The 25,156-nt window shown below is 72.0% G+C and carries 21 protein-coding genes and 1 pseudogene; 16 read left to right on the top strand and 6 right to left on the bottom strand.

Features of this window, described 5'->3' with window-relative positions; all coding sequences use genetic code 11:
• Positions 1-35 precede the first annotated feature (35 nt).
• Positions 36-2,090 carry an excinuclease ABC subunit UvrB gene (gene uvrB / locus E9998_RS09100; protein WP_136529376.1) on the top strand — a complete coding sequence of 685 codons (2,055 nt, stop codon included), beginning with the start codon at positions 36-38 and terminating at the stop codon, positions 2,088-2,090.
• A gap of 69 nt (positions 2,091-2,159) precedes the next feature.
• Here uvrB and E9998_RS09095 read toward each other — a convergent pair whose 3' ends face one another.
• The gene (locus E9998_RS09095; RefSeq protein ID WP_136529375.1) at positions 2,160-2,450 is read right to left on the bottom strand and encodes an antibiotic biosynthesis monooxygenase family protein; all 291 of its coding nucleotides are present in this window, start codon (positions 2,448-2,450) and stop codon (positions 2,160-2,162) included.
• Between the two features lie 268 nt (positions 2,451-2,718).
• Here E9998_RS09095 and E9998_RS09090 point away from each other — a divergent pair.
• A pseudogene (locus E9998_RS09090) lies at positions 2,719-3,678 on the top strand (TerC/Alx family metal homeostasis membrane protein); the annotation flags it as partial.
• On the opposite strand, the gene E9998_RS26190 reads toward E9998_RS09090, so the two are convergent.
• Entirely contained in the window at positions 3,641-4,825 is a 1,185-nt protein-coding gene (locus E9998_RS26190) for a C40 family peptidase (protein ID WP_136529373.1), read from the bottom strand. The pseudogene E9998_RS09090 and the gene E9998_RS26190 overlap by 38 nt on opposite strands.
• Before the next feature lie 183 nt (positions 4,826-5,008).
• Here E9998_RS26190 and bioB point away from each other — a divergent pair, with 183 nt between their 5' ends.
• Complete coding sequence (bioB, locus tag E9998_RS09080) at positions 5,009-6,091, top strand: biotin synthase BioB (RefSeq protein ID WP_136529372.1); 1,083 nt, start codon at positions 5,009-5,011, stop codon at positions 6,089-6,091.
• A gap of 39 nt (positions 6,092-6,130) precedes the next feature.
• Here the strand turns inward: bioB and E9998_RS09075 are convergent, their stop codons facing one another.
• Entirely contained in the window at positions 6,131-7,153 is a 1,023-nt protein-coding gene (locus E9998_RS09075; RefSeq protein ID WP_136529371.1) for a LacI family DNA-binding transcriptional regulator, read from the bottom strand.
• 307 nt (positions 7,154-7,460) lie between these two features.
• On the opposite strand from E9998_RS09075, the gene E9998_RS09070 reads away from it, so the two are divergent.
• The 6 genes from E9998_RS09070 to tyrS all read left to right on the top strand — a co-directional run bounded on the left by E9998_RS09070 (position 7,461) and on the right by tyrS (position 15,934).
• A complete protein-coding gene (locus E9998_RS09070; protein WP_158299748.1) occupies positions 7,461-9,776 on the top strand; it encodes a beta-glucosidase family protein in 2,316 nt (771 codons plus the stop codon).
• Positions 9,777-9,831: 55 nt separating this feature from the next.
• The gene (locus tag E9998_RS09065) at positions 9,832-10,929 is read left to right on the top strand and encodes a Gfo/Idh/MocA family protein (protein ID WP_192907066.1); all 1,098 of its coding nucleotides are present in this window, start codon (positions 9,832-9,834) and stop codon (positions 10,927-10,929) included.
• A 55-nt stretch (positions 10,930-10,984) separates the two neighbouring features.
• Positions 10,985-11,896, top strand: a complete 912-nt coding sequence (locus E9998_RS09060; RefSeq protein ID WP_136529368.1) for a DUF6807 domain-containing protein — start codon at positions 10,985-10,987, stop codon at positions 11,894-11,896.
• 2 nt (positions 11,897-11,898) lie between these two features.
• The gene (locus tag E9998_RS09055; protein ID WP_136529367.1) at positions 11,899-12,615 is read left to right on the top strand and encodes a cupin domain-containing protein; all 717 of its coding nucleotides are present in this window, start codon (positions 11,899-11,901) and stop codon (positions 12,613-12,615) included.
• A gap of 149 nt (positions 12,616-12,764) precedes the next feature.
• Complete coding sequence (locus E9998_RS09050) at positions 12,765-14,612, top strand: RNB domain-containing ribonuclease (protein ID WP_136529366.1); 1,848 nt, start codon at positions 12,765-12,767, stop codon at positions 14,610-14,612.
• 65 nt (positions 14,613-14,677) lie between these two features.
• Positions 14,678-15,934 carry a tyrosine--tRNA ligase gene (gene tyrS, locus E9998_RS09045; RefSeq protein WP_136529365.1) on the top strand — a complete coding sequence of 419 codons (1,257 nt, stop codon included), beginning with the start codon at positions 14,678-14,680 and terminating at the stop codon, positions 15,932-15,934.
• Here tyrS and E9998_RS25685 read toward each other — a convergent pair.
• Positions 15,927-17,867 carry a hypothetical protein gene (locus E9998_RS25685; RefSeq protein ID WP_192907065.1) on the bottom strand — a complete coding sequence of 647 codons (1,941 nt, stop codon included), beginning with the start codon at positions 17,865-17,867 and terminating at the stop codon, positions 15,927-15,929. The two genes, tyrS and E9998_RS25685, sit on opposite strands and share 8 nt — an antisense overlap.
• Here E9998_RS25685 and E9998_RS25680 point away from each other — a divergent pair.
• The gene (locus E9998_RS25680; protein WP_192907064.1) at positions 17,784-18,530 is read left to right on the top strand and encodes a Replicase polyprotein 1ab; all 747 of its coding nucleotides are present in this window, start codon (positions 17,784-17,786) and stop codon (positions 18,528-18,530) included. The two genes, E9998_RS25685 and E9998_RS25680, sit on opposite strands and share 84 nt — an antisense overlap.
• The gene (locus E9998_RS09030) at positions 18,505-19,551 is read left to right on the top strand and encodes an HAD-IIA family hydrolase (protein ID WP_136529364.1); all 1,047 of its coding nucleotides are present in this window, start codon (positions 18,505-18,507) and stop codon (positions 19,549-19,551) included. The genes E9998_RS25680 and E9998_RS09030 overlap by 26 nt, the downstream gene beginning before the upstream one ends.
• Positions 19,552-19,672: 121 nt before the next feature.
• Here the strand turns inward: E9998_RS09030 and E9998_RS09025 are convergent, their stop codons facing one another.
• Entirely contained in the window at positions 19,673-20,020 is a 348-nt protein-coding gene (locus tag E9998_RS09025) for an SCP2 sterol-binding domain-containing protein (protein ID WP_158299747.1), read from the bottom strand.
• Between the two features lie 222 nt (positions 20,021-20,242).
• Positions 20,243-20,581: an SCP2 sterol-binding domain-containing protein gene (locus E9998_RS09020; RefSeq protein ID WP_136529362.1), complete on the bottom strand. Its 339-nt coding sequence runs from the start codon at positions 20,579-20,581 to the stop codon at positions 20,243-20,245.
• Between the two features lie 235 nt (positions 20,582-20,816).
• Between E9998_RS09020 and E9998_RS09015 the strand changes: the two genes are divergently transcribed.
• The 5 genes from E9998_RS09015 to recN all read left to right on the top strand — a co-directional run bounded on the left by E9998_RS09015 (position 20,817) and on the right by recN (position 25,095).
• The gene (locus tag E9998_RS09015; protein ID WP_136529361.1) at positions 20,817-21,242 is read left to right on the top strand and encodes a hypothetical protein; all 426 of its coding nucleotides are present in this window, start codon (positions 20,817-20,819) and stop codon (positions 21,240-21,242) included.
• Positions 21,239-21,442, top strand: a complete 204-nt coding sequence (locus tag E9998_RS09010) for a hypothetical protein (protein ID WP_136529360.1) — start codon at positions 21,239-21,241, stop codon at positions 21,440-21,442. The genes E9998_RS09015 and E9998_RS09010 overlap by 4 nt, the downstream gene beginning before the upstream one ends.
• Before the next feature lie 33 nt (positions 21,443-21,475).
• Entirely contained in the window at positions 21,476-22,288 is an 813-nt protein-coding gene (locus E9998_RS09005) for a TlyA family RNA methyltransferase (RefSeq protein ID WP_136529359.1), read from the top strand.
• 97 nt (positions 22,289-22,385) lie between these two features.
• Positions 22,386-23,288 carry an NAD kinase gene (locus tag E9998_RS09000; RefSeq protein WP_136529358.1) on the top strand — a complete coding sequence of 301 codons (903 nt, stop codon included), beginning with the start codon at positions 22,386-22,388 and terminating at the stop codon, positions 23,286-23,288.
• Between the two features lie 58 nt (positions 23,289-23,346).
• On the top strand, positions 23,347-25,095 hold the full coding sequence (recN, locus tag E9998_RS08995) for a DNA repair protein RecN (RefSeq protein ID WP_136529357.1): 1,749 nt from the start codon (positions 23,347-23,349) through the stop codon (positions 25,093-25,095).
• Positions 25,096-25,156 lie beyond the last annotated feature (61 nt).

The raw sequence follows: 25,156 nt of genomic DNA, 5'->3' as shown, positions 1-25,156 counted from the left end.
CGCGGGTTGTCGGACCCCGGCGCTACGGTTGGGCCGTGGCTTTCGATATTCCGCGCGCCGAGGGGCGCTTCGAGGTGGTCAGCGACTACCGCCCGTCCGGCGACCAGCCGACCGCGATCGAGCAGCTGTCGGAGCGGATCGGGCGCGAGGAGCGCGACGTGGTCCTGCTCGGCGCGACCGGCACGGGCAAGTCGGCGACCTCCGCGTGGCTCATCGAGCGGCTCCAGCGGCCCGCGCTCGTGATGGCCCACAACAAGACGCTCGCCGCGCAGCTCGCCAAGGAGTTCCGCGAGCTGCTGCCGAACAACGCGGTCGAGTACTACGTCTCCTACTACGACTACTACCAGCCCGAGGCGTACGTGGCCCAGACGGACACGTACATCGAGAAGGACGCCTCGATCAACGAGGAGGTCGAGCGGCTGCGCCACCGCGCCACCTACTCGCTCCTGACGCGGCGCGACGTCGTGGTCGTCGCCACGGTCTCGGCGATCTACGGCCTGGCGACCCCCGCGGAGTACCTGGAGCAGGCCACCGAGGTGGCCGTGGGCCAGGAGTGGGACCGCGACAAGCTGCTGCGCCGCCTCGTCGACGTCCAGTACAGCCGCAACGACATCGCGTTCACCCGCGGCACCTTCCGCGTGCGCGGCGACACGATCGAGATCATCCCGGCCTACGAGGAGCTGGCGATCCGCATCGAGATGTTCGGCGACGAGATCGACCGGCTCTACTACCTGCACCCGATCACCGGCGACGTGATCCGCGAGGTCGACCGGGTGCTCATCTTCCCCGGCTCGCACTACGCGACCGGCAACGAGCGCATGACCCGCGCGATCGGCGACATCGAGGTCGAGCTGGAGGAGCGGCTCGCGGAGCTGGAGTCCCAGGGCAAGCTCCTGGAGGCCCAGCGGCTGCGGATGCGCACGGTCTTCGACCTGGAGAACATGCGCCAGACCGGCACCTGCAACGGCATCGAGAACTACTCGCGGCACATCGACGGGCGCGCGGCGGGCACGCCGCCGCACACGCTGCTCGACTACTTCCCCTCGGACTTCATCACGATCCTCGACGAGTCGCACCAGACCGTCCCGCAGATCGGCGCGATGTCCGAGGGCGACGCCTCCCGCAAGCGCAACCTGGTCGACCACGGCTTCCGGCTGCCCAGCGCCCAGGACAACCGGCCGCTGCGCTTCGACGAGTTCCGCGAGCGCGTGGGCCAGACCGTGTACCTCTCGGCGACCCCCGGCAAGTGGGAGCTGGCGGAGACCAAGGGCGAGTTCGTGGAGCAGGTCATCCGCCCCACCGGTCTGGTCGACCCGCACGTGGAGATCCGTGGGACCAAGGGCCAGATCGACGACCTCATGCACGAGATCCGCGAGCGCGCGAAGAAGGACGAGCGGGTGCTGGTGACCACGCTCACCAAGAAGATGGCCGAGGACCTCACCGACTACTTCCTCGACAACGGCATCCGGGTCCGGTACCTGCACTCGGAGGTCGAGACGCTGCGCCGGGTCGAGCTCCTGGGGGAGCTGCGCCGCGGCGACTACGACGTGCTCGTGGGCATCAACCTGCTCCGGGAGGGCCTGGACCTGCCGGAGGTCTCCCTCGTGGCGATCCTCGACGCCGACAAGGAGGGGTTCCTGCGCTCGGCGACCTCGCTCATCCAGACGATCGGCCGCGCGGCCCGGAACGTCTCGGGCACGGTCCTGATGTACGCCGACAACCTCACCGACTCGATGAAGGCCGCGCTGGAGGAGACCGACCGGCGCCGCGAGAAGCAGGTGGCCTACAACCAGGAGCACGGGATCGATCCCCAACCGCTGCGCAAGCGCATCGGCGACATCATGGAGGACCTCTACGACTCGGCGGCCGAGACGGCGAAGCTCGTCGCCTCCGAGCGGCCCGCGCGCGGGAAGGGCAAGGAGGCCAAGGGCGCCGCGAAGGTCCGCTCCGAAATCGTCCAGCAGATCGACGACCGCAATGACCAGATGCTCACGGCCGCGAGGGAACTGCGGTTCGAGCTGGCCGCGGCCTACCGCGACGAGATCGCCGACCTCAAGAAGGAGCTGCGTCAGCTTGACGAAGCGCAGTGATGAGGCACAGCGATGAAGCCCCGTAACGGGGCGCGGTAGAGGGCGGCCCGGGCGGACCCGGGCCGCGACCTAGTCGACGTCGGCGACGTGCTCGACGAACGGGGGCGCCGCGAAGAACGGCCCGATGGCCTCGCGCCACTTCCCGAAGCGGTCGGTCTCGCGGAAGCCCTGCTCGTGGGCCTCGACGGAGTCCCACTCGATGAGGAGCACGAAGCGGCCGGGCGACTCGACGCCCTGGGTCATGCGCATCGAGCGCAGGCCGGGGGAGACCTTCACCAGCTCGCGGGCGGTGCGGTACGCCTCCTTGAAGGCGTCCTCCTTGCCGGGGGTTACCTTGATTTCAGCGACTTCGAGAACCATGCGCGGAGCCTCGCACAGGAGGTCGGGCCCGCGGCCGGTCCGGCGTGGCGTCGAGAGAGAAGTCACATATCCGACTGATGACAAGTCGGCTTCCGGCAGGCAGAATGGTCCAGTCTGTTCAAAATCAGGTATGTGGGGAGTATCCCGCAGCGCCAGCCGCTGTTAGCGTCGTCGTCAATGCACGGAACCGCGATCGGTCCCCGGTGACGCTGGTCCGCCAGGATCGGGAGAGACCATGTGACCCTCCATGGACAAGGAAGGCAACACATTGGAACTCCCGGCCTGGGCTTGGGTGCTGACCATGGGCGTCCTCGCCGCCGTGGTCGTGTTCGACCTCTCGATGGCGGTGCGCAACCCGCACAAGCTCTCCACGAAGGAGTCGGCCTCCTGGGCCGGCATCTACATAGGTGCGGCACTGCTGTTCGGCGTCCTCATCTTCGCCACTCAAGGCGCCTCCTACGGCGGGCAGTTCTACGCCGGCTACCTGACCGAATTGGCGCTCTCGGTCGACAACCTCTTCGTCTTCCTCCTCATCATCCAGGGCTTCCGCGTCCCGGCGGAGCTCCAGTCGCGGGTGCTGCTCGTGGGCATCGTGCTCTCGATCGTCCTGCGCGGCGGGTTCATCGCGATCGGCTCGGTCCTCATCGCGAAGTTCAGCTGGGTCTTCCTCATCTTCGGCGCGATCCTCATCTGGACGGCCATCGGCCAGCTCCGCGAGAACAGCCATGACGAGCCGGGCATCGGCGACGAGGAGTTCCCCAAGAGCCGCTTCATGAGGTTCGCCGAGTCGAGGATGCGCGTCGCCAACGACTACCACGGCGGCAAGCTCACCACCCGCATCGACGGCGTCAAGTTCGTGACCCCGCTGCTGCTGGCGATGCTCGCCATCGGCTCCACCGACATCCTCTTCGCCCTCGCCTCGATCCCGGCGATCTTCGGCCTCACCCAGGAGCCCTACCTGGTCTTCACGGCCACGATCTTCGCGCTCATGGGCCTGCGCCAGCTGTACTTCCTGCTGGCCGCGATGCTCAAGTCCCTCAAGTTCCTGCACCTGGGGCTGGCCGCGATCCTCGGCTGGATCGGCGTCAAGCTCATCATCGAGGGCCTGGTCGAGAACCAGCTCCCGTTCATCAACGGCGGCGAGCACATCGAGTGGCTGCCGCACATCCCCACGCCGCTCTCGCTCGGCGTCATCGCCGGGGTGCTCGCGCTCGTCGTGATCGCCAACGGCATCCTCCTGCGCCGCCAGGGCAAGACCTGGAAGGAGCTCTTCGCGGAGACCGCCGAGGAGCGCCCCACGGCCTCCCCCGCGGTCGCCGCGGCTGCTGGCGATGCTCGCCATCGGCTCCACCGACATCCTCTTCGCCCTCGCCGCGCGGGCCGTCCGCGTATCGGGTTCGGGCCCGGAACGGCAGGCGGCGGCAGGCGGTCACCTGCGACAGCTCGGCGTCCTTGAGCGACTCGACGACGACCTTGCCGTAGACGGGGGAGGAGAAGATGACCTCCGGCTGGTCCGTCTGGCCGCGCTCGGCCATGATCGCCGGGGTCTTCGCGTCCCCGCCGTGGTCGAGGAACACCAGGTCGCCGGGGTGCAGGTCCTCGAAGTCGACGCTCTCGCCGGCCTCGATGAGCGCGTCGCGGAACCGCGGCACGTCGATCCCCAACTGGCGGTAGACGATCCACACGAGCCCGGGGGCGTCGATGCCGTAGGCGCTGACGCCGCCGTGCAGGTAGGGGATCTCCAGGAGCTGCTGGGCGAGCTTGACCGCGTCGAGTCCGGCGGCGATGAGGCCCGTGGAGGGCTTCCCGGCCTCAGACGCGGGCTCGGCCGCGAGGTCGCGCTGCGGCACCCAGCCGGGCTGCCGGGGCCCCGGCAGCGCCACGGGCACCCAGCCGCGGTACTCCTTGCCGACGACCCGCAGGCGCGTGCCCAGGGTGACGCCCGGGACCGAGACGTCCCCGCCCGGTTCGTCGCGCACGGCGGTCGCGGTGGCGCTCACCAGGTACTCGGTGCCGCTGGTGTCGCCGTCGGCGGGATGCGCGAGCTGGTCGACCGGGACCCAGCCGGCGGCCGACTGGGACGGGCAGGAGACCTCGGCCCAGCCCTCGGCGACCTGCCGGACCTCGACGGGAGTCCCCAGGAGACACTGCGTGCGCACCCGTCCCTTGAGGCCGTTCGCGCGTATGTCGTTGGTGAGGCGGGCGACCCATTCGCGGATGGCGGACGGCGCGCCCAGCGCGAGGCGGTCCTCCGGTCCGGGGGCCGTGGGCTGGGCCCAGAGGGTCGCGACGGCCACGGCGATCAACGCCGGTTGTCCAGGTGCGATCGGCACGGTTGGTTCTCTCCGGATGGTTTCGGGCGGTTCGTGATTCATGACGCGTGCGAGGGGATCTCCACCAGCCCGACGCGTTCTTCGCAGCACCGACCCCCCACTTTAGCAAGTGTAGGCGGATCGCGACGCTCAGGCCCGAGGACGACTTGACAGGGCCTTTTCGCCCAGCGGACCGCGAACCATCCGAAAAAACGCCCCACGCGCCGCTGTGGCAAGATTTTTTCCATGCCAGCTTCGATCGCCGCCCTCGCCCGACTGACCGCCGCCGCCGACGCCGGGGAGGTCCCCGAGGCCGCCGACCTGGAGGCCGTCCTGGCGAGCGCCGACGCCGAGCTCATGGACGTGGTCGCCGCCGCCGCGCGGCTGCGCTTCCGCCGCTTCGGGAACACCGTCAAGCTCAACTACCTCGTGAACCTCAAGAGCGGCCTGTGCCCCGAGGACTGCGGCTACTGCTCCCAGCGGCTCGGCTCCAAGGCCGACGTGCTCAAGTACACGTGGCTCAGCCCCGAGCAGGCCGCCGAGCAGGCCGCCGCGGGCGTCGCCGGAGGGGCCTCGCGGGTGTGCCTCGTCGCCTCCGGGCGCGGACCGACCGATATGGACGTCGAGCGCGTCGGCAAGACCATCGCAGCGGTCAAGGGCGCCGCCCCCGGCGTCGAGGTCTGCGCGTGCCTCGGCCTGCTCCAGGGCGGCCAGGCAGACCGGCTCGCCGAGCTCGGCGCCGACGCCTACAACCACAACCTCAACACGGCCGAGGACGCCTACGCCGAGATCTGCTCGACCCACACCTTCGCCGACCGGGTCGACACCGTCAACGCCGCTCACGGCGCGGGCCTGTCGCCGTGCTCGGGCCTCATCGCGGGCATGGGGGAGTCGGACGCCGACCTCGTCTCGGTGGCTCTGGGCCTGCGGGCCTTGAACGTCGACTCGATCCCCGTGAACTTCCTGCTGCCCTTCGACGGCACGCCTCTGGAGGGCCGCTGGGAGCTCGACCCGCGCCGGTGCCTGCGCATCCTCGCGATGGTGCGCCTGGCGAACCCCGACGCGGAGGTGCGCCTCGCCGCCGGCCGCGAGGTCCACCTGCGGTCGCACCAGGCCACCGCCCTCCAGATCGTCAATTCGATCTTCCTGGGGGACTACCTGACCAGCGAGGGCCAGTCCGCAAAGGACGACCTCGCGCTCATCGCCGACGCGGGCCTCGTCCCGCTCGGCCTCGAAGGCGCCCTTCCGGAAGACGCCCCCGAAGCCGTCCGCGAGGCCGTCAAGGTCCGCCGCCGGGGCGCGGGCACCGAGGTCGCCCCGAACGCATAGGGAAGGGCCGGGACTCCCGTCCCGGCCCCTCCGCCCGTCTCAGCCCACCAGGGGCGCCGTGGACTCGCGCACGACCAGCTCGGTCGCCAGTTCCAGGCGCGGCGAGTCGATGTCGTTGCCGGCGGCCATCTCCAGGACCGTGCGCGCCGCGAGGGCGCCCATCTCCGCGAGCGGCTGGCGGACCGTCGTCAGCGGCGGCGAGGTCCAGCGCGACTCGGGGAGGTCGTCGAAGCCGACGATGCTCACGTGCTCGGGGATGCGCAGCCCCGCCTGCCGGATCGCCTCGTACGCGCCGAAGGCCATCTGGTCGGAGGAGGCGAAGATCGCCGTCGGCGGCTCGTCGCGGCGCATGAGCGCGGAGGCGGCGTCGAAACCCGACTGGTGGTAGAAGTCGCCGTCGAAGACCAGCGAGGAATCGAACTCGATGTCGGCGGCCTCCAAGGCGGCCCGGTAGCCGTCGAAGCGCGCCCGCGAGCACAGGACCTGCTTGGGGCCGTGGATGAACCCGATCCGCTTGTGGCCCAGCGAGATGAGGTGCTCGGTCGCGGCCAGGCCGCCCGCCCAGTTCGTCGCGCCGATCGCGGGGGCGTCCATCGTGGGCCCGCCCGAGGGGTCGAGCACGACCATCGGGACGCCCAGGTGGCGCAGCTGCTCCAGTATCGGGGAGGCCAGTTGCGAGATCACCAGGATGACCCCGTCCGAGGCCCTGGTGCGCAGGTTGTCGAGCCACTGCTCGGTGGAGGCGCGGCGCCGGTGCACGGCCGAGACCACCGTCCCGACCCCGGCGGCGTGCGCGGCGTCCTCGACGCCGCGGATGATCTCGACCGCCCACGGGCTGTCGAGCTCGTTGAACACCAGGTCGACCAGGCGGGCCCGGCTCGGGACGCGCGTCGAGCGGCGCCGCTGGTAGCCGCGCTCGTTCAGCAGCTCCTCGACGCGCTTGCGGGTCTCGGGGGCGACGTCCGAGCGGCCGTTGATGACCCGCGAGACCGTGGGCACGCTGACACCCGCCTCGTCGGCGATGGCGCGGATCGTGATGCGCCCGTGTTCGGCTTCGCTCAAGGGTCCTCCAGCTGTTCCAGTTCACCGCTCCGCGGGTGCCTCCCGTGGGAATGCCCTACCAACGGTAGTGCGGACATCCTATAGCCGCCGGTCCGGGCTCCCGGATTCCGTCCGAAAGTTTCGAACGAAATCATCGAATATGAGCCCGGGGCAAACGCATCCCACGATCCGATTGGCGCTAGAAGTAGGCGCTCATCAATGTTATGGTGTGCAAACCTGCATCGAAAACGATCAGAAAACTTTCAGAAACTATCGGCCCCTCCCCCCGCCGCCAACGGCACGTAGCGGGCCGCTTGAGTGGAGCAGCATGGACACCGACACCCCCGCGGAGGCGGCCGAACGGGCCGCCGGGCTGGTCAAGCGGATGACCCTCGAAGAGAAATGCGCGCAGCTGTCGAGTCTGTGGCGCGGCGTCGAGGCCGACGCCGGCGACATGGCCCCCCACCAGAGCGAGCAGACCGGCGGCGTCGCCGTCGACGACTCCCTCGCCCGGGGCCTCGGCCAGCTCACCCGCCCCTTCGGATCGGCCCGCGTCGACCCCGCCGAAGGCGCCGCGCGCCTCGCCGCGATCCAGGGCCGCATCCGCGAGGGCAGCCGCTTCGGCATCGCCGCAGTCGCCCACGACGAGTGCCTCGCCGGCTTCATGGCCTACGGCGCCACCGTCTTCCCCACCGCACTCGCCTGGGGCGCGACCTTCGACGCCGACCTCGTGCGCGCCATGGCGGAGCAGATCGGCACCACCATGCGCTCGGTCGGCATCCACCAGGGCCTCGCCCCCGTCCTCGACGTCGTCGCCGACTCCCGCTGGGGCCGCACCGAGGAGACCATCGGCGAGGACCCGTACCTCACCGGCGTCCTCGGCACCGCCTACGTCCGCGGCATCCAGGACGCCGGGATCATCGCCACCCTCAAGCACTTCGCCGGGTACTCCGCCTCGCACGCCGCCCGCAACTTCGGCCCGGTCTACCTGGGCCCCAGGCAGTTCGCCGAGACCTACCTGACCCCCTTCGAGATGGCCGTGCGCCTCGGGCGCGCCAAGTCCGTCATGCCCTCCTACGCCGCCAACGACGGCGTCCCCTCCCACGCGAACGTCCGCCTGCTCACCGGCATCCTCCGCGAGGAGTGGGGCTTCGACGGCACCATCGTCGGCGACTACTTCGGCGTCAACTTCCTCAACTCCCTCCACGGCGTCGCCGCCGACCGCACCGCCGCCGCCGGGCTCGCCCTCAACGCCGGCGTCGACGTCGAACTGCCCGGCGCCGACTGCTTCGGCGAACCGCTCCAGGCCGCCGTCGCCGACGGCCTCGTGGAGGAGAAGACCCTCGACCGCGCCGTCGAGCGCGTCCTGACCCAGAAGATCGAACTCGGCCTGCTCGACGAGCTGCCCGAGGCGCCCGGCACGGTCGACCTCGACCCGCCCGCCTCCCGCGCGCTGGCGGCCGAGGTCGCCCGCAAGTCGATCGTGCTGCTCGCCAACGACGGCACGCTGCCGCTGGCCTCGGCGCCCGCGCGCGTCGCGCTCCTCGGCCCCGTCGCCGACGACGCCGCCGCGATGCTCGGCTGCTACTCCTTCCCCAACCACCACATGCGGTACGAAGTGGACAGCGGCGACCCCTACCCGGCGGTCGACACCGGCGTGGCCATCGCGACCCTCGCCGAACGCCTCGCGGCCGACCTCCCCGGCACCGTCCTCGACCACGTCGCGGGCGGCTGGGTCCTGGACGCGACCGACGCCGACCTCGAAGCCGCCGCGGCCGCCGCCGCGGGCGCCGACCTCGCCGTCATCGCCGTCGGCGACCGCTCCAGCCTGTTCGGGCGCGGCACCTCCGGCGAGGGCTGCGACGCCCCCGACCACGCGCTGCCCGGGCGCCAGAGCGAACTGCTCGAAGCGGTGCTCGACTCCGGCACGCCCACCGTCGTGGTCGTCATTTCGGGCCGCCCGTACGCCCTCGGCACCGCCCCGGACCGGGCCGCCGCCATCGTGCAGGCGTTCCTGCCCGGCGAGGAGGGCGCCGCGGCGATCAGCGAGATCCTCACCGGCGCCGCCGCCCCCGAAGGCCGCCTCCCCGTGGGCGTCCCGGCCCGGCGCGACTCGCCCCCGGCCACCTACCTCGGCCCGCAGCTCGCCCGCCGCTCGGAGGTGTCCTCGGTGGACCCGACCGCGCGCTACGCCTTCGGCCACGGCCTCACCTACACCGAGTTCACCTGGGACGCACCGGAGCTGCTGTCGGCGGCCGAGACCGGTCCCGAAGGCAGGGTCGAGGTCGCCGTGCGCGTCGCCAACACCGGCGGCCGGGCCGGGACGGAGGTCGTGCAGGTGTACCTCCACGACCCGGTCGCCAGCACCGTACGCCCCGTGCAGCGCCTCGTGGGCTTCGCGCGCCTCGAACTCGCCCCCGGCGAGGCCGCCACGGCCCGCTTCGCGGTGCCGCTGGACCTGGCCGCGCTCATCGGGCTCGACGGGCAGTGGGTCGTCGAACCCGGCGCGCTCGAACTGCGCCTCGGCCGGTCCGCGGCCGACACCGAGGAGCCCCTGGCCGTGCGCGTGACCGGCGAGCGTCGCATCGAACCGGGCACACGCGTCCTGGAGACCCAGGTCACTGTCGAAACGGCTGTCGGCTAGTATTGTCGACGACGCTGGAAAACGTTTGCAAACCCTCCGTGCTGAAGGAGTCCCCGTGACCTCCACCCACCGCCTCGCCATCGTCGGCACCGGCGGCATCGCCCACCTTCACGCCGACGAGCTGCGAAAGCACGTCCCCGACCGGTTCGAGCTGGTCGCGGCGGTCGACCCCGACCAGGGCCGCCTGGACGCCTTCAAGGAGAAGTTCGGCCTCGCACGCGGGTACGCCACCATCGAGGACCTCCTCGCCAACGAGGAGCTCGACCTCGTCGACCTGTGCACCCCGCCCGTGGCCCACGGCCCCGGCGCGATCGCCGCGCTCGAAGCGAACGTCGGCGTCGTCTGCGAGAAGCCCCCGGCGCTGAGCCTGGAGGAGTTCGACCGGATCGCGGCCGCCGCCGCCTCCTCGACCGCCGACTTCGCGGTCATCTCGCAGCACCGCTTCGGCTCGGCGGCCGAACGCGTCCGGAACATGATGGCCTCCGGCGTCCTCGGCCGCCTCGCCGTCGCCAAGTGCGACACCCTGTGGTTCCGGCCCGAGGAGTACTTCGCGGTCGAATGGCGCGGGCGCTGGGAGACCGAGGGCGGCGGGCCCACCATGGGCCACGGCATCCACCAGATCGACACGCTCCTGTCGATCGTCGGGCCCTGGTCCGAGGTGGTCGCCACCGCGCACCGCCACCGCCGGACCACCAACACCGAGGACGTCTCGCACGCCATCGTCACGCTCGAGTCCGGCGCCTCTGCGGTCATCACCAACTCGCTCCTGAGCCCCCGCGAGGTCTCCCAGATCCGCCTCGACTTCGACACGGCCACCGTCGAACTCGACCACCTCTACGGCTACGGCGACGACGACTGGAGCGTCCACCCGATCGCGTCCGCCGCCGCGGACGTCAACCTCGCCTGGGCGGGGGAGCCGCGCGGCCAGGCCTCCGGCCACGGCGCCCAGTTCGCCCGCATCGCCGACGCGCTCGACGGCAGGGCCACCCCGCCGGTCGCCATCGAGGAGGCCCGCCGCACCCTCGAACTGCTCGCCGCGATCTACGCCTCGGCCTTCACCGGCGAACGCGTCCGCGCCGGGGACATCGACCCCACCTCGCCGTTCTACCAGCGCATGGACGGGTCGGGGACCCCCTGGCCCGACCTCAAGTGACCGACCGACATCACGCACCAGTCATGACACACCAGACATTGTGGAGACAACACCGATGACGCTGCGACTCGCCGACAACGACACCGCCCTCTCGATCGCCAGCGGCGACGTGGAGATCCTGCGCTACGTCTACCGACCCGACAACGCGCAGTTCGAGTCCCCCCGGCCCTACTTCGAGCCCCTGCGCGACCTCGCCGGGAACCAGGTGAGCCTCTACCGGCCCCACGACCACGTGTGGCACAAGGGCATCGCCCTGTCCCTGCCGAACGCGGGCCCCGAGAACTTCTGGGGCGGGCGCACCTTCCGCCGCGACCTCGGCTACGTCGACGAGAAGAACGACGGCGCCATGGTCCACCGCGAGTTCACCGCCCTCGACGCCGCCGACGGGGCCGTCACGGCCGTCGAACGCCTCGACTGGGTCACCGAGGACGGGCGCCACTTCTTCTCCGAGCGCCGGGCCTTCGCCGTCACCGTCCTCTCCGACGACTCCTGGGTGCTCTCCTTCTCCACCGCGTTCACCAACGACACCGACGACACGGTCGTCATGGGCAGCCCCACCACCGAGGGCCGCGACAACGCCGGCTACGGCGGCTTCTTCTGGCGCGGACCGCGATCCTTCACCGACGGCCGCGTCTACACCACCGACGGCGAGGGCGGCGACGAGCTCATGGGCGTGCGCGGGGACTGGATGGCCTTCCGCGGCAAGCACGACTCGACCGACGCGGTCTCGACCCTGGTCTTCACCGACCACCCCGAGAACCCCGGCGCGCCCGTCAAGTGGTTCGTCCGCTCCAACCCCTTCGCCGCGGTCTGTCCCGCGCCGTTCTTCGACACCGAGCTGCCGATGGCCCCCGGCGACACCGTGACCCTGCGCCACGCCGTCGCCGTCTGCAACGGCGACACCGGGATCGAGGGCGCCGCCAAGGCCGCCGAACTCGCCGCCGCCGAACTGGCCCGGCTGGGCTGACGATGGGCTTCCCCGGCGGCACGGCCGTCTCCATCGTCACCGTCTACGACTGGCCCACCGTCGACGGGCAGGCGGGCGGCTCGCCGCACCTCCACACCGCCTCGACCGAGGGCTACGTCGTCACCGGCGGCACCGGAGCGGTCGAGACGCTCTCGGGCGACGGCTACGAGCGCCGCGACCTCGCGCGCGGGACCGTCCTGTGGTTCACCCCCGGGACGGTCCACCGGCTCGTCAACGTCTCCGGCGACCTCCAGGTCGTCGTCGTCATGCAGAACGCCGGCATCCCCGAGGCCGGGGACGCCGTGTTCACCTTCCCTGAAGGGACCCTTGACGACCCGGAGGCCTACGCCGCCGCGGCGGGCGCGCCGGCCGCACCCGACCTGACCGACGCCGAACGCGGCGAGGCCGCCCGCGCCCGCCGGGACCTCGCCGTGGACGGCTACCTCGCCCTGCGCGAACGCGTCCAATCCCAAGGCCCCGAAGCGATGCGCCCCCTGTGGGACCGCGCCGCCCGGCTCGTCTCCGGCCGCACCGAGACCTGGCGGCGCCTGTGGGCCGACGGGCCCAAGGCCCAGGCCGACGCCACCGGCGCCCACCTCGACGCCCTCGCGAAAGCCGACGGCGCCCACCTGTGCGACGCCCACGTCGGCGACGCGGGCGACCCGGCCGCCAAATGGGGCATGTGCGGACGCCTGGAGACCTGGGACCTCCGCCCCTGACTCACCCGGGGCCCTGACCCATCTGCGCCCCTGACGCATCAACGCCACGAGTGGCCGGGAGTTCACAATGCGAACTCCCGGCCCCATGCGTTCGCCCCCAAGGACCCCCGCGACCGCTACCATGGCGGCTGGACCTCGAAGGAGCGCAGTTGGCCGACTACAACCCAGCCGAGACCGGGATCATGATCGATGCCGCCACCACCGTCGACCGCGACGACGCGATCTGGATCGAACCGGACGGCGACGGCTTCGACGTGTGGATCCACATCAGCCGCGTCGCCGACCACGTCCCCACCGGCGGCAGAGCCGACACCGAAGCGCGCCAACGCGTCCACACCCGCTACCGCACCGAGCGCACCAAGCACATGCTCCCCGCGCCCGTCGTCGCCGCCGCGGGCCTCGAACCCGGCCGCGACAACGACACCTTCGCCGTGCGCCTCCGCCTCGACGCCGCCGGGCACGTGCTCGCCGCCGACCTCGGACCCGGACGCCTCACCCGCTCCTGGGTCCTGACCCACGACGCCGCCGCCCGCGCCGCCGCCGACCCGGCCCACCCGCTCCACGCCACCCTCGCGCTCGCCCTGCGCTTCGCCCAGACCATGCTCGCCGCGCGCCGCAACGCCGGCGCCCTCGCCTTCTACGACCTCCTCTCCGGCTTCGCCACCAACGAAGAGGGCCAGCTCGTGCGCCTCGACAGCGCCGAGCGCAACTCCGGCTACATCATCGTGCAGGAGTTCATGATCGCCGCCAACGCCCAGATCGCGGCCTGGGCCGTCCGGGAGGACGTGCCCATCCTCTTCCGCAACCACCGCCTCGCCACCGTCGCCGGCGACCCCGCCGAACTGCGCGCCGAACTCGAGACCATCGCCGCCGCAGGCGACAGCGCCGCCTTCGAGATGCTCCGCACCCGGATGCGCATGGTCGCCCGCGCCGCCACCTACGGCCCCACCGTCCACGGCCACCACGGACTCCAGCTGCCCGCGTACACCCACGCCACCAGCCCCATCCGCCGCTACCCCGACCTCCTCACCCAGCGCATCCTCCTCGCCGGCGCCCTCGGGCAGCCCAGCCCCTACCCCGTCGACGAGCTCAAGGCCGCCGCCGACCACGTCAACGAGGTCGTCGAGGCCGAGCGCCGCGCCAAGACCGAGTACTTCAAGCAGCGCGCCGCCGAGGAGACCGCCCGCCACATCGACACGGCCGACTTCGCCCGCCTGCCCTACAAGCAGTTCTCCCGCGTCCTCCAGTTCGCCGTCGACCAAGGGGAAGTCCCCGACGGACTCGTCCGGGACGCCGAGCGCCGCTTCGGCGCCGGCGAGCTGCAACTGCGCGAGTTCGCCTCCGTCTACCTCTACGGCCGCGAGGCCTTCGCGCCCCTGCGCGAACGCATGAACGACCACCTCGCCCGCGAACCCCAGCAGGCACAGTCCATCGTCAACGTCTACCTCCAGGACCGCCTCGGCGGCCCCATCAGCAACGACACCGACGTGCTCTGGACCGTCGAGGCCGCGCCCGGCTTCGAGACGCCCCTGTTCTCCGCGCAGGTCGCCGTCCTCTACGACGGCAAACGCGTCGAATCGCCCAAACGCTTGCAGCGCAACAAGAAAGACGCCCGCAATCAGGCTGCGCTGGCGCTGGTGGCGACACTCGCGGGCCTGCCCGACCGCTCGGGCGACGCGACCGCCAAGGCCCGCGGCGACGGGCCGCGCAAGCTCCTCGTGGACGCGGCCGTCAACCCCGCCGAGGCGGTGCAGATCTACGCCGCCCGCGGCGCGCTGGAGCACCTGACCTGGGACTTCCGGGTCGACGGTCCCTCACACGAGCGGATCTTCACGTGCCGCGCGGAGGGCCGGATGCGCGACGGCGGGGAGCACGTCGCCGCCGAAGGCGCCGGCCCGACCAAGCAGACCGCGAAGACCGCCGCGTCCCTGGAGCTGCGCGTCCACATCGAGACCGCGCTCGCCCTGGGCGAGACCGGCAGCCGCGCCGGGGCTTGAGCGACGGCGCTTACCCCGCCGCGCTCTCCTCAAAAGCGTTTCGCCCGCTGAGGCACAATGGGGGCGTGCATATTCTCGACGACTTCGCGTGGCGCGGCCTCATCCAGGACTCGACCGGCATCGATGCTCTCCGCGAGCACATCGACGCGGGCCAGGTCACGTTCTATATCGGGTTCGACCCGACCGCCCCGAGTCTGCACGTCGGCCACCTCATGCAGCTGATCACCGCCCGCCGCCTCCAGCGGGGCGGGCTGCGGCCGCTGCTGCTCGTCGGCGGCGCGACCGGCCAGATCGGCGACCCCCGCGAGGTCGGCGAGCGCGTCATGAACCCGCCGGAGGTCGTGGCGGGCTGGTTCGAGAAGATCCGCGCCCAGGTGGCGCCGTTCGTGACCTACGACGGCGACAACGGCGCGGTCGCGGTGAACAACCTCGACTGGACGAACGAGATGGGCGCCATCGAGTTCCTCCGCGACGTCGGCAAGCACTTCCCGGTCTCGAAGATGCTCGCGCGCGACGTGGTGAAGAGCCGCCTGGAGTCGGGGATCTCGTTCACCGAGTTCGCCTACCAGCTGCTCCAGTCGAACGACTTCTACGAGCTCAACCGCCGCCACGGCTGCACTCTCCAGTTCGGCGGGTCGGACCAGTGGGGCAACATCACCGCCGGTGTCGACTTCATCCGGCGCCGCTCGGGCGAGCACGTGCACGCGTTCGTGACCCCGCTCGTGACCAAGGCCGACGGCACCAAGTTCGGCAAGAGCGAGGGCGGCGCGGTCTGGCTCGACGCCGAGATGACCAGCCCGTACGCGTTCTACCAGTTCTGGGTGAACACCAGCGACGCCGACGTGTCCGACTACCTCAAGCGCTTCTCGCTCCGTTCCCGCGAGGAGCTCGAGGAACTGGACCGGGCCACCGCCGAGAAGCCCGCCGCGCGCCTGGCGCAGAAGGCCCTCGCCGAGGAGCTGACGACCCTGCTGCACGGCGCCGAGGAGACCGCGAACGTCATCGCCGCCTCACAGGCCCTGTTCGGCCGCGGCGAGCTCGCCGCGCTGCCCGAGGCGACCCTGCGCGCCGCGCTCGCGGAGGCCGGTCTCGCCGAGATCCACAAGCCCGGCCTCACCGTCGCCGAGGCGATGAAGGAGTCCGGCGTCGTCGCGAGCCTGGGCGAGGCCCGCCGCGCGGCGAAGGAGGGCGGCGCCTACCTCAACAACGCCCGCGTCGCGGACGCCGAGGCCGTTATCGACCCCTCTGACCTGCTTCACGGACGATACGGAGTGATCCGGCGGGGTAAGAAGACCGTCGCCGGAGTCGAGATCATCAGCTGAGGCATACACTTGATTGGTTTTGTCGCGGTGAATAGAGGGGGAGAATCGAGTGGCTGAAGAAGGCCGCGCCCGCAAGGGTGAAGATGACCGACGAGGCGGCTACGGCCGTCGCGAGGGCGGCGGCTACGGCGACCGTTCGGGCCGTGGCGGGTACAACCGCCAGGAAGGCCGCGGCGGAGAGGGCCGAGGCGGCTACGGCCGCGGCGAGGGCCGCGACGACCGCCCCAGGCGCTACGAGGACCGCGACGACCGCGGCCCGCGCCGCTACGAGGGCAACCGGGACGACCGGCCCCGCCGCGACGGCGACAGCCGCGGCGGCTACAACCGCGATGACCGCGGCCCCCGCCGTTTCGAAGGCAACCGGGACGACCGGGGCGGGCGCGGCGGGTACAACCGCGACGACCGTCCGCGTCGCGACGGCGACGACCGCGGCGGTTACAACCGCGATGACCGCGGCCCCCGCCGTTACGAGGGCAACCGTGACGACCGTGGCGGTTTCAACCGTGACGACCGCGGCCCCCGCCGTTTCGAAGGCGACCGCGACGACCGTCCGCGTCAGTTCAACCGCGATGACCGCCCGCGCCGGGACGGCGACAACCGCGGTGGCTACAACCGCGATGACCGCGGCCCCCGCCGTTCCGAGGGCGACCGGGACGACCGTCCGCGTCAGTTCAACCGCGATGAACGCCCGCGCCGGGACGGCGACAACCGTGGTGGCTACAACCGCGATGACCGTGGGCCTCGTCAGTTCAACCGTGACGACCGTCCGCGTCGCGATGGCGACAACCGTGGTGGCTACAACCGCGATGACCGCGGCCCGCGCCGTTACGAGGGCAACCGTGACGACCGTGGCGGTTTCAACCGTGACGACCGTCCGCGTCGCGACAGCGACAACCGTGGTGGCTACAACCGCGATGACCGCGGCCCGGGCCGTTACGAGGGCAACCGCGACGACCGTCCGCGTCAGTTCAATCGTGACGACCGTCCGCGTCGCGACGGTGACGACCGCGGCGGTTACAACCGCGATGACCGCGGCCCCCGCCGTTACGAGGGCAACCGCGACGACCGTCCGCGTCAGTTCAATCGTGACGCCCGTCCGCGTCGCGACGGTGACGACCGCGGCGGGTACAACCGCGATGACCGCGGCCCCCGCCGTTACGAGGGCAACCGGGACGACCGTCCGCGTCAGTTCAATCGCGACGACCGTGGGCCTCGTCAGTTCAACCGGGACGACCGTCCGCGCCGCGACGGTGACAACCGCGGCGGTTACAACCGTGACGACCGCGGCCCGCGCCGCTACGAGGGCAACCGCGACGACCGTGGCCCCCGTCAGTTCAACCGCGACGACCGGCCCCGCCGTGACGGCGACAGCCGCGGCGGCTACGACCGCGGCCCCCGCCGCGACGACCGTCCGCGCCGCGACGACGACCGGCCCCGCCGGTTCGAGGACCGCGGCTCGCGCGACGACCGACCGCGCCGCGAGGACCGCGACGACGGGCCCCGCCGTGACGACCGCGAGTTCGGCCGCGACGGCAAGGAGCGCCGCGGCAAGGACAACCTGCGTCCGCTGGAGGAGCGCGAGGCCGGCCACGAGGGCCCGATCCGCCTCGGCGAGTCCGACCAGGCCCCCGACCTGCCCGAAGGCATCGAGTACGGGCTCGACCAGCTCGACAAGGAGACCAAGGCCGGCCTGCGCAGCCTGAACAAGCAGCTGGCCGAGGCCGTCGGCAACCGGCTCCTCGCCGCCGCCGCCCTCCTCGCCGAAGACGACGTCGAAGGCGCCCTCGAACAGGCCCGCTACGCCCGCCGGAAGGCCTCCCGCGTGGCGGTCGTCCGCGAGGTCACCGGTGTGGCCGCGTACGGCGCCGAGGAATGGCAGCTGGCCGTCAACGAACTGCGCGCCGCGCAGCGGCTCGGCGGCAACCACGACCACGTCGCGCTCATCGCCGACTGCGAGCGCGCCCTCGGCCACCCCGAGCGCGCCATCGACATCTACCGCGAGTACGGCAGCGACGAGAGCGTCGACCCCGAAGTCCGGGTCGAACTCCTCATCGTCGCCTCCGGCGCCCGCCGCGACATGGGCATGGGCGAGGCCGCGACCGCGATGCTCAAGGTCGGCGCGCTCAACTCGCCCAAGACCGAGCCGTGGGTCGCGCGACTGCGCTACGCCTACGCCGAGGGCCTGCTGGCCGACGGCCTCGAAGACGAAGCGCGCGAATGGCTCTCGAAGGCCGTCGCCGCCGACGAGACCGGCGAGACCGGCGCCGCCGAGCGCCTGCTCGAACTTGAGGGCATCGTCGTCGAAGAGCTCGATGACGAGGACGACGACGAGTTCGAAGACGACGAGGACGAAGACGACCTCGACGACGACGACGATGACGACGACTACGAGGACGAAGACGACCTCGAAGACGACGACCTCGAAGACGACCGGTCCGACGAGCCCGCCGACGCCCCCGAAGCCGAGGAGGAGCCGGAGGCCGACGTCAAGGACGACGACCGCGCCGAGTCCGCCGCCCCCGGCGAGGCGAAGGCGAGCGACCCGGCGAACCCCGACGCTGAGGAGTCCGATGACCCGACTGAAAGGCGCCCCTGAGGCACTGGCCGGCGCTTACGACCAAGCGCTGCTCGACCTCGACGGCGTCGTCTACCTGCTGCACGAGCCGATCCCGGAAGCGGCCGCGACCATCGCGGCCCTTCCGGGGCTCGACTGCGAGCCGGTGTTCGTCACGAACAACGCCTCCCGCAGCCCCGAGACGGTCGCCGACGCCCTGCGCGGCATGGGCGTCCCGGCCGAGGCCGCGCAGGTGCTCACCTCGGCGCAGGTCGTCGCGGAGATCCTGCGCGACCGCCTCGCCCCTGGCGACCCGGTCCTGGTGACCGGATCGCAGGCGCTGGCGGCGGCCGTCGAGGCCGAAGGCCTCACCACGACCGACGACCCCAAGGCTGCCAAGGGCATCGCCTACGGCATGGTTCCGACCGTGACCTGGCGCGACCTCGCGGACCTCACCCTCGCGGCACGCGGCGGCGCCGTCTGGGTCGCGACGAACCTCGACGCCACACTGCCCACACCGGACGGTCCGCTGCCCGGCACGGGCGCGCTGGCGGGCGCGATCTCGGCTGCGCTCGGCCGCGGTCCCGACGTCATCGCGGGCAAGCCCGAGCCGGGGATCTACCGGGCCGCCACGGCCCGGCGCCCCGGCGGCACGGCCGTCATGGTCGGCGACCGGCCGGACTCGGACATCGAGGGCGCCAACCGCGCCGGACTCGACTCGCTCCTGGTCTTCACCGGGGTCGCCTCCCCGCTGGAGGCGCTCGCGCTGCCGCCCGAGCAGCGTCCGACGTACCTCGGGTGGAACCTCGGGGCGCTGACCGAGCCGCACCCGGAGCCGCAGTGGAACGACGCGGTCGACCGCATCGACTGCGGCGGTTGGACGGCGACGCTGGAGACGGGCCCTGCGGGCGCCGAGATCCGCCTGCGCGGCGAGGGCGCCGAACTCGACGCGTGGCGCGCCCTGTGCGAGTTGAGCTGGGCCGCAGCGGACATGACCGACTACGACCCGACCCGCGCGCCGGTCGCCGACAGTGACGCCGCCCGCAAGCTCTTGGGCGACTGAACACTCGCGGACGTTTCCGTGAACGCAAGGCGAAGAGCCCGGACCGCCGCGGTCCGGGCTCTTGCCATATCCGCGCCCACCAGGGGCGCAACGTGTTTCGAGGCGGGACGGCCCCGGGGGACTAGTCGACCTTGAGGGCCTTGCGCAGCTTCGCGAGGTCCTTGACGGAGGCCTTGATCTTGATCTTGCCGGTCAGGAGTGCCTTGGCGGGCTTGAGCTCCTTCTTCGACAGGGCGATCAGGTCGTCAGAGGCGATCAGGATGCGGACCTCGGCCTCGGGGGCGTCGCCGTCGAGCAGGTCCGTCAGCTTGTTGCCGGCGAGCTTGGCGCTGAAGGTCTGGCCCAGGTCGGTGATCTCAACGGCCAGTGTGCGCTCGAAGCCGTCCTCGAGTTCGAGCTCGTCGGACTTCCTGGCGACCTTGCCGGCCATCTTCTCCAGCACATTCCGGCATTCGTCAACAGTGGCCATACGGTCCTCCCGGGTAGTTCTGAGCGATCGGAGTGCTCGACTGCACATCGCGGCTGGGCAGAAGATTACAACGTGGCCTGAATGCTGTTGCGCCCGACCGGGACGCATTTGACCGTCCGCTTCGCACCGATCCGGCCCCGCGCGCGGGGCGGGGCTCACGGTCCGTGCCCCCGCCCCCTACGCTCCGCTGTCCGCAACGGGCGCAAGGCGCCCGGCGCGGACCTACAGGACGCCGCGCAGCTTCATGAGGTCCATCATGTTGGCCTTGATCTTGACCTGACCCGACGTGAAGGCCTTCATGAAGTCGAGTTCGCCGGCGACGAGCTTCACGAGGTCGTCGGAGGCCACGACCATCCGGATCTCGGCGTCGGGGTTGTCGCCGTCGGTGATGTCGATGAGCTTCCCCTGGTCGAACCTCCCGTTGAAGGACACCCCGTGGTCGGTGATGTCCGCGGCGAGACTGCGCTGGAAACCCGTCAGCTTCTTGACCGACTTCGGGTTCGCGGCGAGGTTCGCCGCGAACTGCTCGAGTGCGGTCCGGCATTCGTCGATGGTGGCCATGTGGCCCTCCTGTTCGCTCGGCGCGGGCGCGGCGGTGCGCCCGACAGCATGTTACCGACCAGTACGACCCGATGGTCGAGGCCGGTCACCGGTAGCTTGGCAGTACCGTTGACGCCACAGCCAGATTATGGCCCGCAAGCCGCCCCGGGCGCGTGCCCGCGCACCGCCCGCCGGCGCCCGCGGCCCAGGGGACCGTCCCGCACACCTGGCAGACCCCGAAAGGAGTGGGAGCACCATGACCGATTCCGCCCGCGCCTACTTCGACGCCTTCCGCGGACTGGCCGGCGACCCCGCCCGCCGCGCCCGCGAGTTCGCCGGACGCGTCCGCGAGGACCTCAAGTCCGGCTCCGAAGGCCTCAGGTCCGGCGCCGAGCAGCTCCGCGACCACGGTACGCGCACCGCCTCCGACCTCGGCCGCCTCCTGCGCGCCGAGTTCGACGCGAACCTCACCCGCATCGGCGTCGCCACCCAGTCCGATCTCGACGACCTCAACCTTCGCCTGGAGCACTCCGAGGGCCAGGTCCGCGAGCTGCGCATCCGCCTCGCCGAGGCCGAAGCGCGCCTCGCCACCGCCGAGGCCCCCGAACGGCCCGCCGCCACCGCCCCCTCCGACGCCCCGCAGTCCAGCACCGAGGAACGCGACGACGAAGAGGACGCATGACCGACCAGCCGACCCCGGGGGCGCTCGCCGACCGCCTCCGGCCCCGCAGCAGCGACGCCGACGACGTGCAAGGCGACGTCGAGGAGGCCCTGGGCCGCCTCGAAGCGCTGCCCGACCTGCCCGTCACCGACCACGTGCAGGTCTTCGAGGGCGTCCAGCAGCGCCTCTCGGAGATCCTCAGCAACGTCGACGACGCCTGACCCGCCGAGCACAGAGAGCACCGCCACCGCGCCATGCCGACGCGCTACCGACTCGACGCCGAACTCGTCCGCCGCAAGATCGCCCGCTCCCGCGAGCAGGCCCGCGAACTCATCGCGGCCGGGCGCATCCACCTGCGCGGCATCCCCGCCACCAAGGCCGCCACCAGCGTCACCGGAGACGACTCGATCCGCCTCGTCGGCGACGTCGACGACTACGTCTCCCGCGGCGCCCACAAGCTCATCGGCGCCCTCGACGCCCTCGGCGTCGACCCGGCCGGCCTGCGCGTCCTCGACGCCGGCGCCTCCACCGGCGGCTTCACCGACGTCCTGCTGCGCCGCGGCGCCGCCGAGGTCCTCGCCGTCGACGTCGGCTACGGCCAGCTCGCCTGGAAGCTCCAGACCGACGAGCGCGTGCGCGTCCACGACCGCACCAACGTCCGCCACCTCACCCCCGAACTGCTCGGCGGCCGGGTCGACCTCACCGTCGGCGACCTCTCCTTCATCTCGCTCGGCCTCGTCCTCCCCGCGCTCGCCGCCTGCACCAGGCCCACCGGGCTCATGCTCCCGATGGTCAAGCCGCAGTTCGAGGTCGGCAAGGGCCAGGTCGGCGCGGGCGGCGTCGTCACCGACCCCGCCCGGCGCGCCGACGCCGTGTGGGGAGTCGTCGAGGCCGCGGCCGCTCTCGGATGGACCACCACCGGCGTCGCCGCCAGCCCCCTGCCCGGACCCAAGGGCAACGTCGAGTTCTTCTGCCGCATGGAGGGCGGCGAGGCCGAACCGGTCACCCGCGAGACCGTGGACGCCGTGGTCGCCGCCGGTCCCGTCCGGCCCGGGACCGAGGACTAGCAAGCCGCCGGGCGACGCCCGTGCATCGGTCCGCCGCGTCCGAGGCCCTTCGGCGGGTACAGTTCGAGTCCCGAAATACCGATTCGAAGGAGCGCGCGTGGGGTCGCAGCAGAAGCCGCCTGGCCGGGTCCTGGTCGTGACGCACCCGCTTCGCCGAGACGTCGCCGAACTCGCCGAGAAGCTCGCCGCGGCGCTGCGCTCGGCCGACGTTGCCGTGCGCATCCTCACCGGCGAGGTCCGCGCCCTCCTCCACCCCGGGGCGCTCGTGGTCGTCGACGAGGCGACCAGCGCCACCGCCGACCTCGTTCTGGCGCTCGGCGGCGACGGCACCGTCCTGCGCGCCGCCAAGCTCGCCGCCGAGGCCGACGTGCCGCTCCTGGGCGTCAACTTCGGCAAGGTCGGCTTCCTCGCCGAGGCCGAGACCGGCGAGCTGGAGACCGTCGTCGCGCACCTCCTCCAGGGCGACTACGCCATCGAGGAGCGCACCGCGCTCTCGGTCGAGGCGATCGGCATCGACGGCGAGCTGCACCGCGCCTGGGCGTTCAACGACATCGCCGTGGAGAAGGCCGAGCCCGCCCGGATGCTGGAGGTCTTCATCGACGTCGACGGCACCCGCATCTCCCGCTACGGCTCCGACGGCGTCGTGGTCGCCACCCCGACCGGCTCCACCGCCCACGCCATGTCGGCGGGCGGCCCGGTCGTGTGGCCCGATGTGGACGCGCTCGTGGTCGTCCCCATGAACGCCCACGCCCTGTTCGCCAAGCCGATGGTCGTCCACTCCTCCTCGGAGATCCGCATCGGCGTCGAGTCGGTCGGCACCGAGGGCTCGCTCGTCGCCGACGGCAAGGAGGTCACGCGCCTGACCACCGGCTCGACGGTCACCATCCGCCGCTCGCGCCGCCCGGTCCGCCTGGTGCGCATGTCCGACCGTCCCTTCGCCTCGCGTCTGGTCTCGAAACTCTCTCTGCCCGTTGACGGTTGGCGCCACGGCCGAATCTAGTTCGCACTCCGGCCGTCTGCGGGGCCGGTTGTCGGTCGGGCAGGCTAGGCTCTGAAGCGTGTTGGAGGAGCTTCGCATCCAGAACCTGGGCGTGATCGCTGACGCCACCCTGCCGCTCGATTCCGGCCTGACCTGCATCACCGGTGAGACCGGGGCCGGTAAGACCATGGTCGTCGCCGGTCTGGGTCTGCTGTTCGGCGGTCGTGCCTCCCGCGCCCCCCTCGGCGCGGACCGGGCCCTTGTGGAGGGCCGCCTCAGTGTGGGCGAGGCCGCGCTCGAACTGCGCGAACGCGCCATCGAGGCCGGGGCCGACCTGGAGGACGGCGAGCTGCTCCTGGCGCGCTCGGTCTCCGCGGAAGGCCGCTCGAAGGCCTGGGTCGGCGGCCGCGGCGCCCCCGTCGGCGTCCTGTCGGAACTCGGCGAGCTCGCCATCTCGGTGCACGGCCAGTCCGACCAGATGCGCCTGCTCCAGGCCGCCGAGCAGCGCGCCGCGCTCGACCGCTTCGCCGGCGCCGACCACGGCAAGGTCCTCGACGCCTACCGCGCGGTCTACGCCGAACTCGGCGCGTGCGCCTCCGAGCTGTCGCGCCTGCGCACCAGCGCCCGCGAGATGGCCCGCGAGGCCGACCTCCTGCGCCTGGGCCTGGACGAGGTCACCGCCGTCGACCCGCAGGAAGGCGAAGAGGAGGAGCTCGGCGAGGAGTCCCGGCGCCTGGAGAACGCCGAGGCCCTGCGCCTGGCCGCCGCCACCGCGCACGCCGCGATCACCGGCGACCCGGCCACCGGCGACGGCGGCGCGTCCGACACCGTCGGCGCCGCGGCCCGCGCCCTGGAGCACGACGCCCACGCCGATCCCAAGCTCGCCGAGTTCGCCGAGCGCCTCGCGCAGGCGGGCGTCCTCCTCGCCGAGGCCGCCGTGGACCTCTCCTCGTACCTCGACGACCTCTCGGCCGACCCGCGGCGCCTGGAGGAGATCTACCAGCGCCAGGCGGCCCTGAAGACCCTGTACCGCAAGTACGCCGAGGACCTCCCCGGCGTGCTCGCCTGGGCGGAGAACGCCCGCAAGCGCTTGGAGGAGCTCGACGTCTCCGACGAGCGCGTCGCCGAGCTGGAGGCCCGCCACGAGGACCTGACCGCCCGGACCGCCGACCTCGCCACGCAGTTGCGCGCCTCGCGCCGCGAGGCCGCCGCGCGGTTCTCCGAGTCGGTCTCCACCGAGCTCAAGGGCCTCGCGATGCCCCACGCCACCGTCACCGCCTCGGTCGAGCCGCGTCCGGCCGGGCGCGGCGGGGTCGACCTCGCCGTCGGCTCCGGCGCCGAGGCCGCCGTCTCGGGCGCGACCGAGGACGGCGCAGACGAGGTCGAGCTGCTCCTGCGCCCGCACCCCGGCGCGGTCCCGGCCGCCCTGCACAAGGGCGCCTCGGGCGGCGAGCTCTCCCGCGTCATGCTCGCGATCGAAGTGGTCTTCGCCGAGATCGGCGGCCCGCCCGTGCTCGTCTTCGACGAGGTCGACGCGGGCGTCGGCGGCGGCGCGGCCATCGAGATCGGCCGCTGCCTCGCCAAGCTCGCCCGCACCCACCAGGTGCTCGTCGTCACCCACCTGCCGCAGGTGGCCGCGTTCGCGGACCGCCACCTCGTGGTCTCCAAGGACACCTCGGGCGCGGTCACGGTCTCGGGCGTGCGGGTCGTCGACGACGCCGCGCGGGCGCGTGAGCTTGCTCGCATGCTCGCGGGGATGCCCGACTCCCACCTGGGGGTCGCCCACGCCGAGGAACTCCTGGCCGAAGCTGCGAAGATGAAGTCCTAGGGGCCTTCACCGGATCGGGTGCGAAGCGGCGCGCCGTCGCCTCGGCCCGTGCGATCGGATG

It is taken from the genome of Glycomyces paridis, from assembly GCF_004912155.1.
Lineage (GTDB): Bacteria > Actinomycetota > Actinomycetes > Mycobacteriales > Micromonosporaceae > Glycomyces > Glycomyces paridis.
The sequence above is the reverse complement of the archived record's forward strand: the minus strand, read 5'-3'. Positions and strand labels throughout refer to the sequence as shown.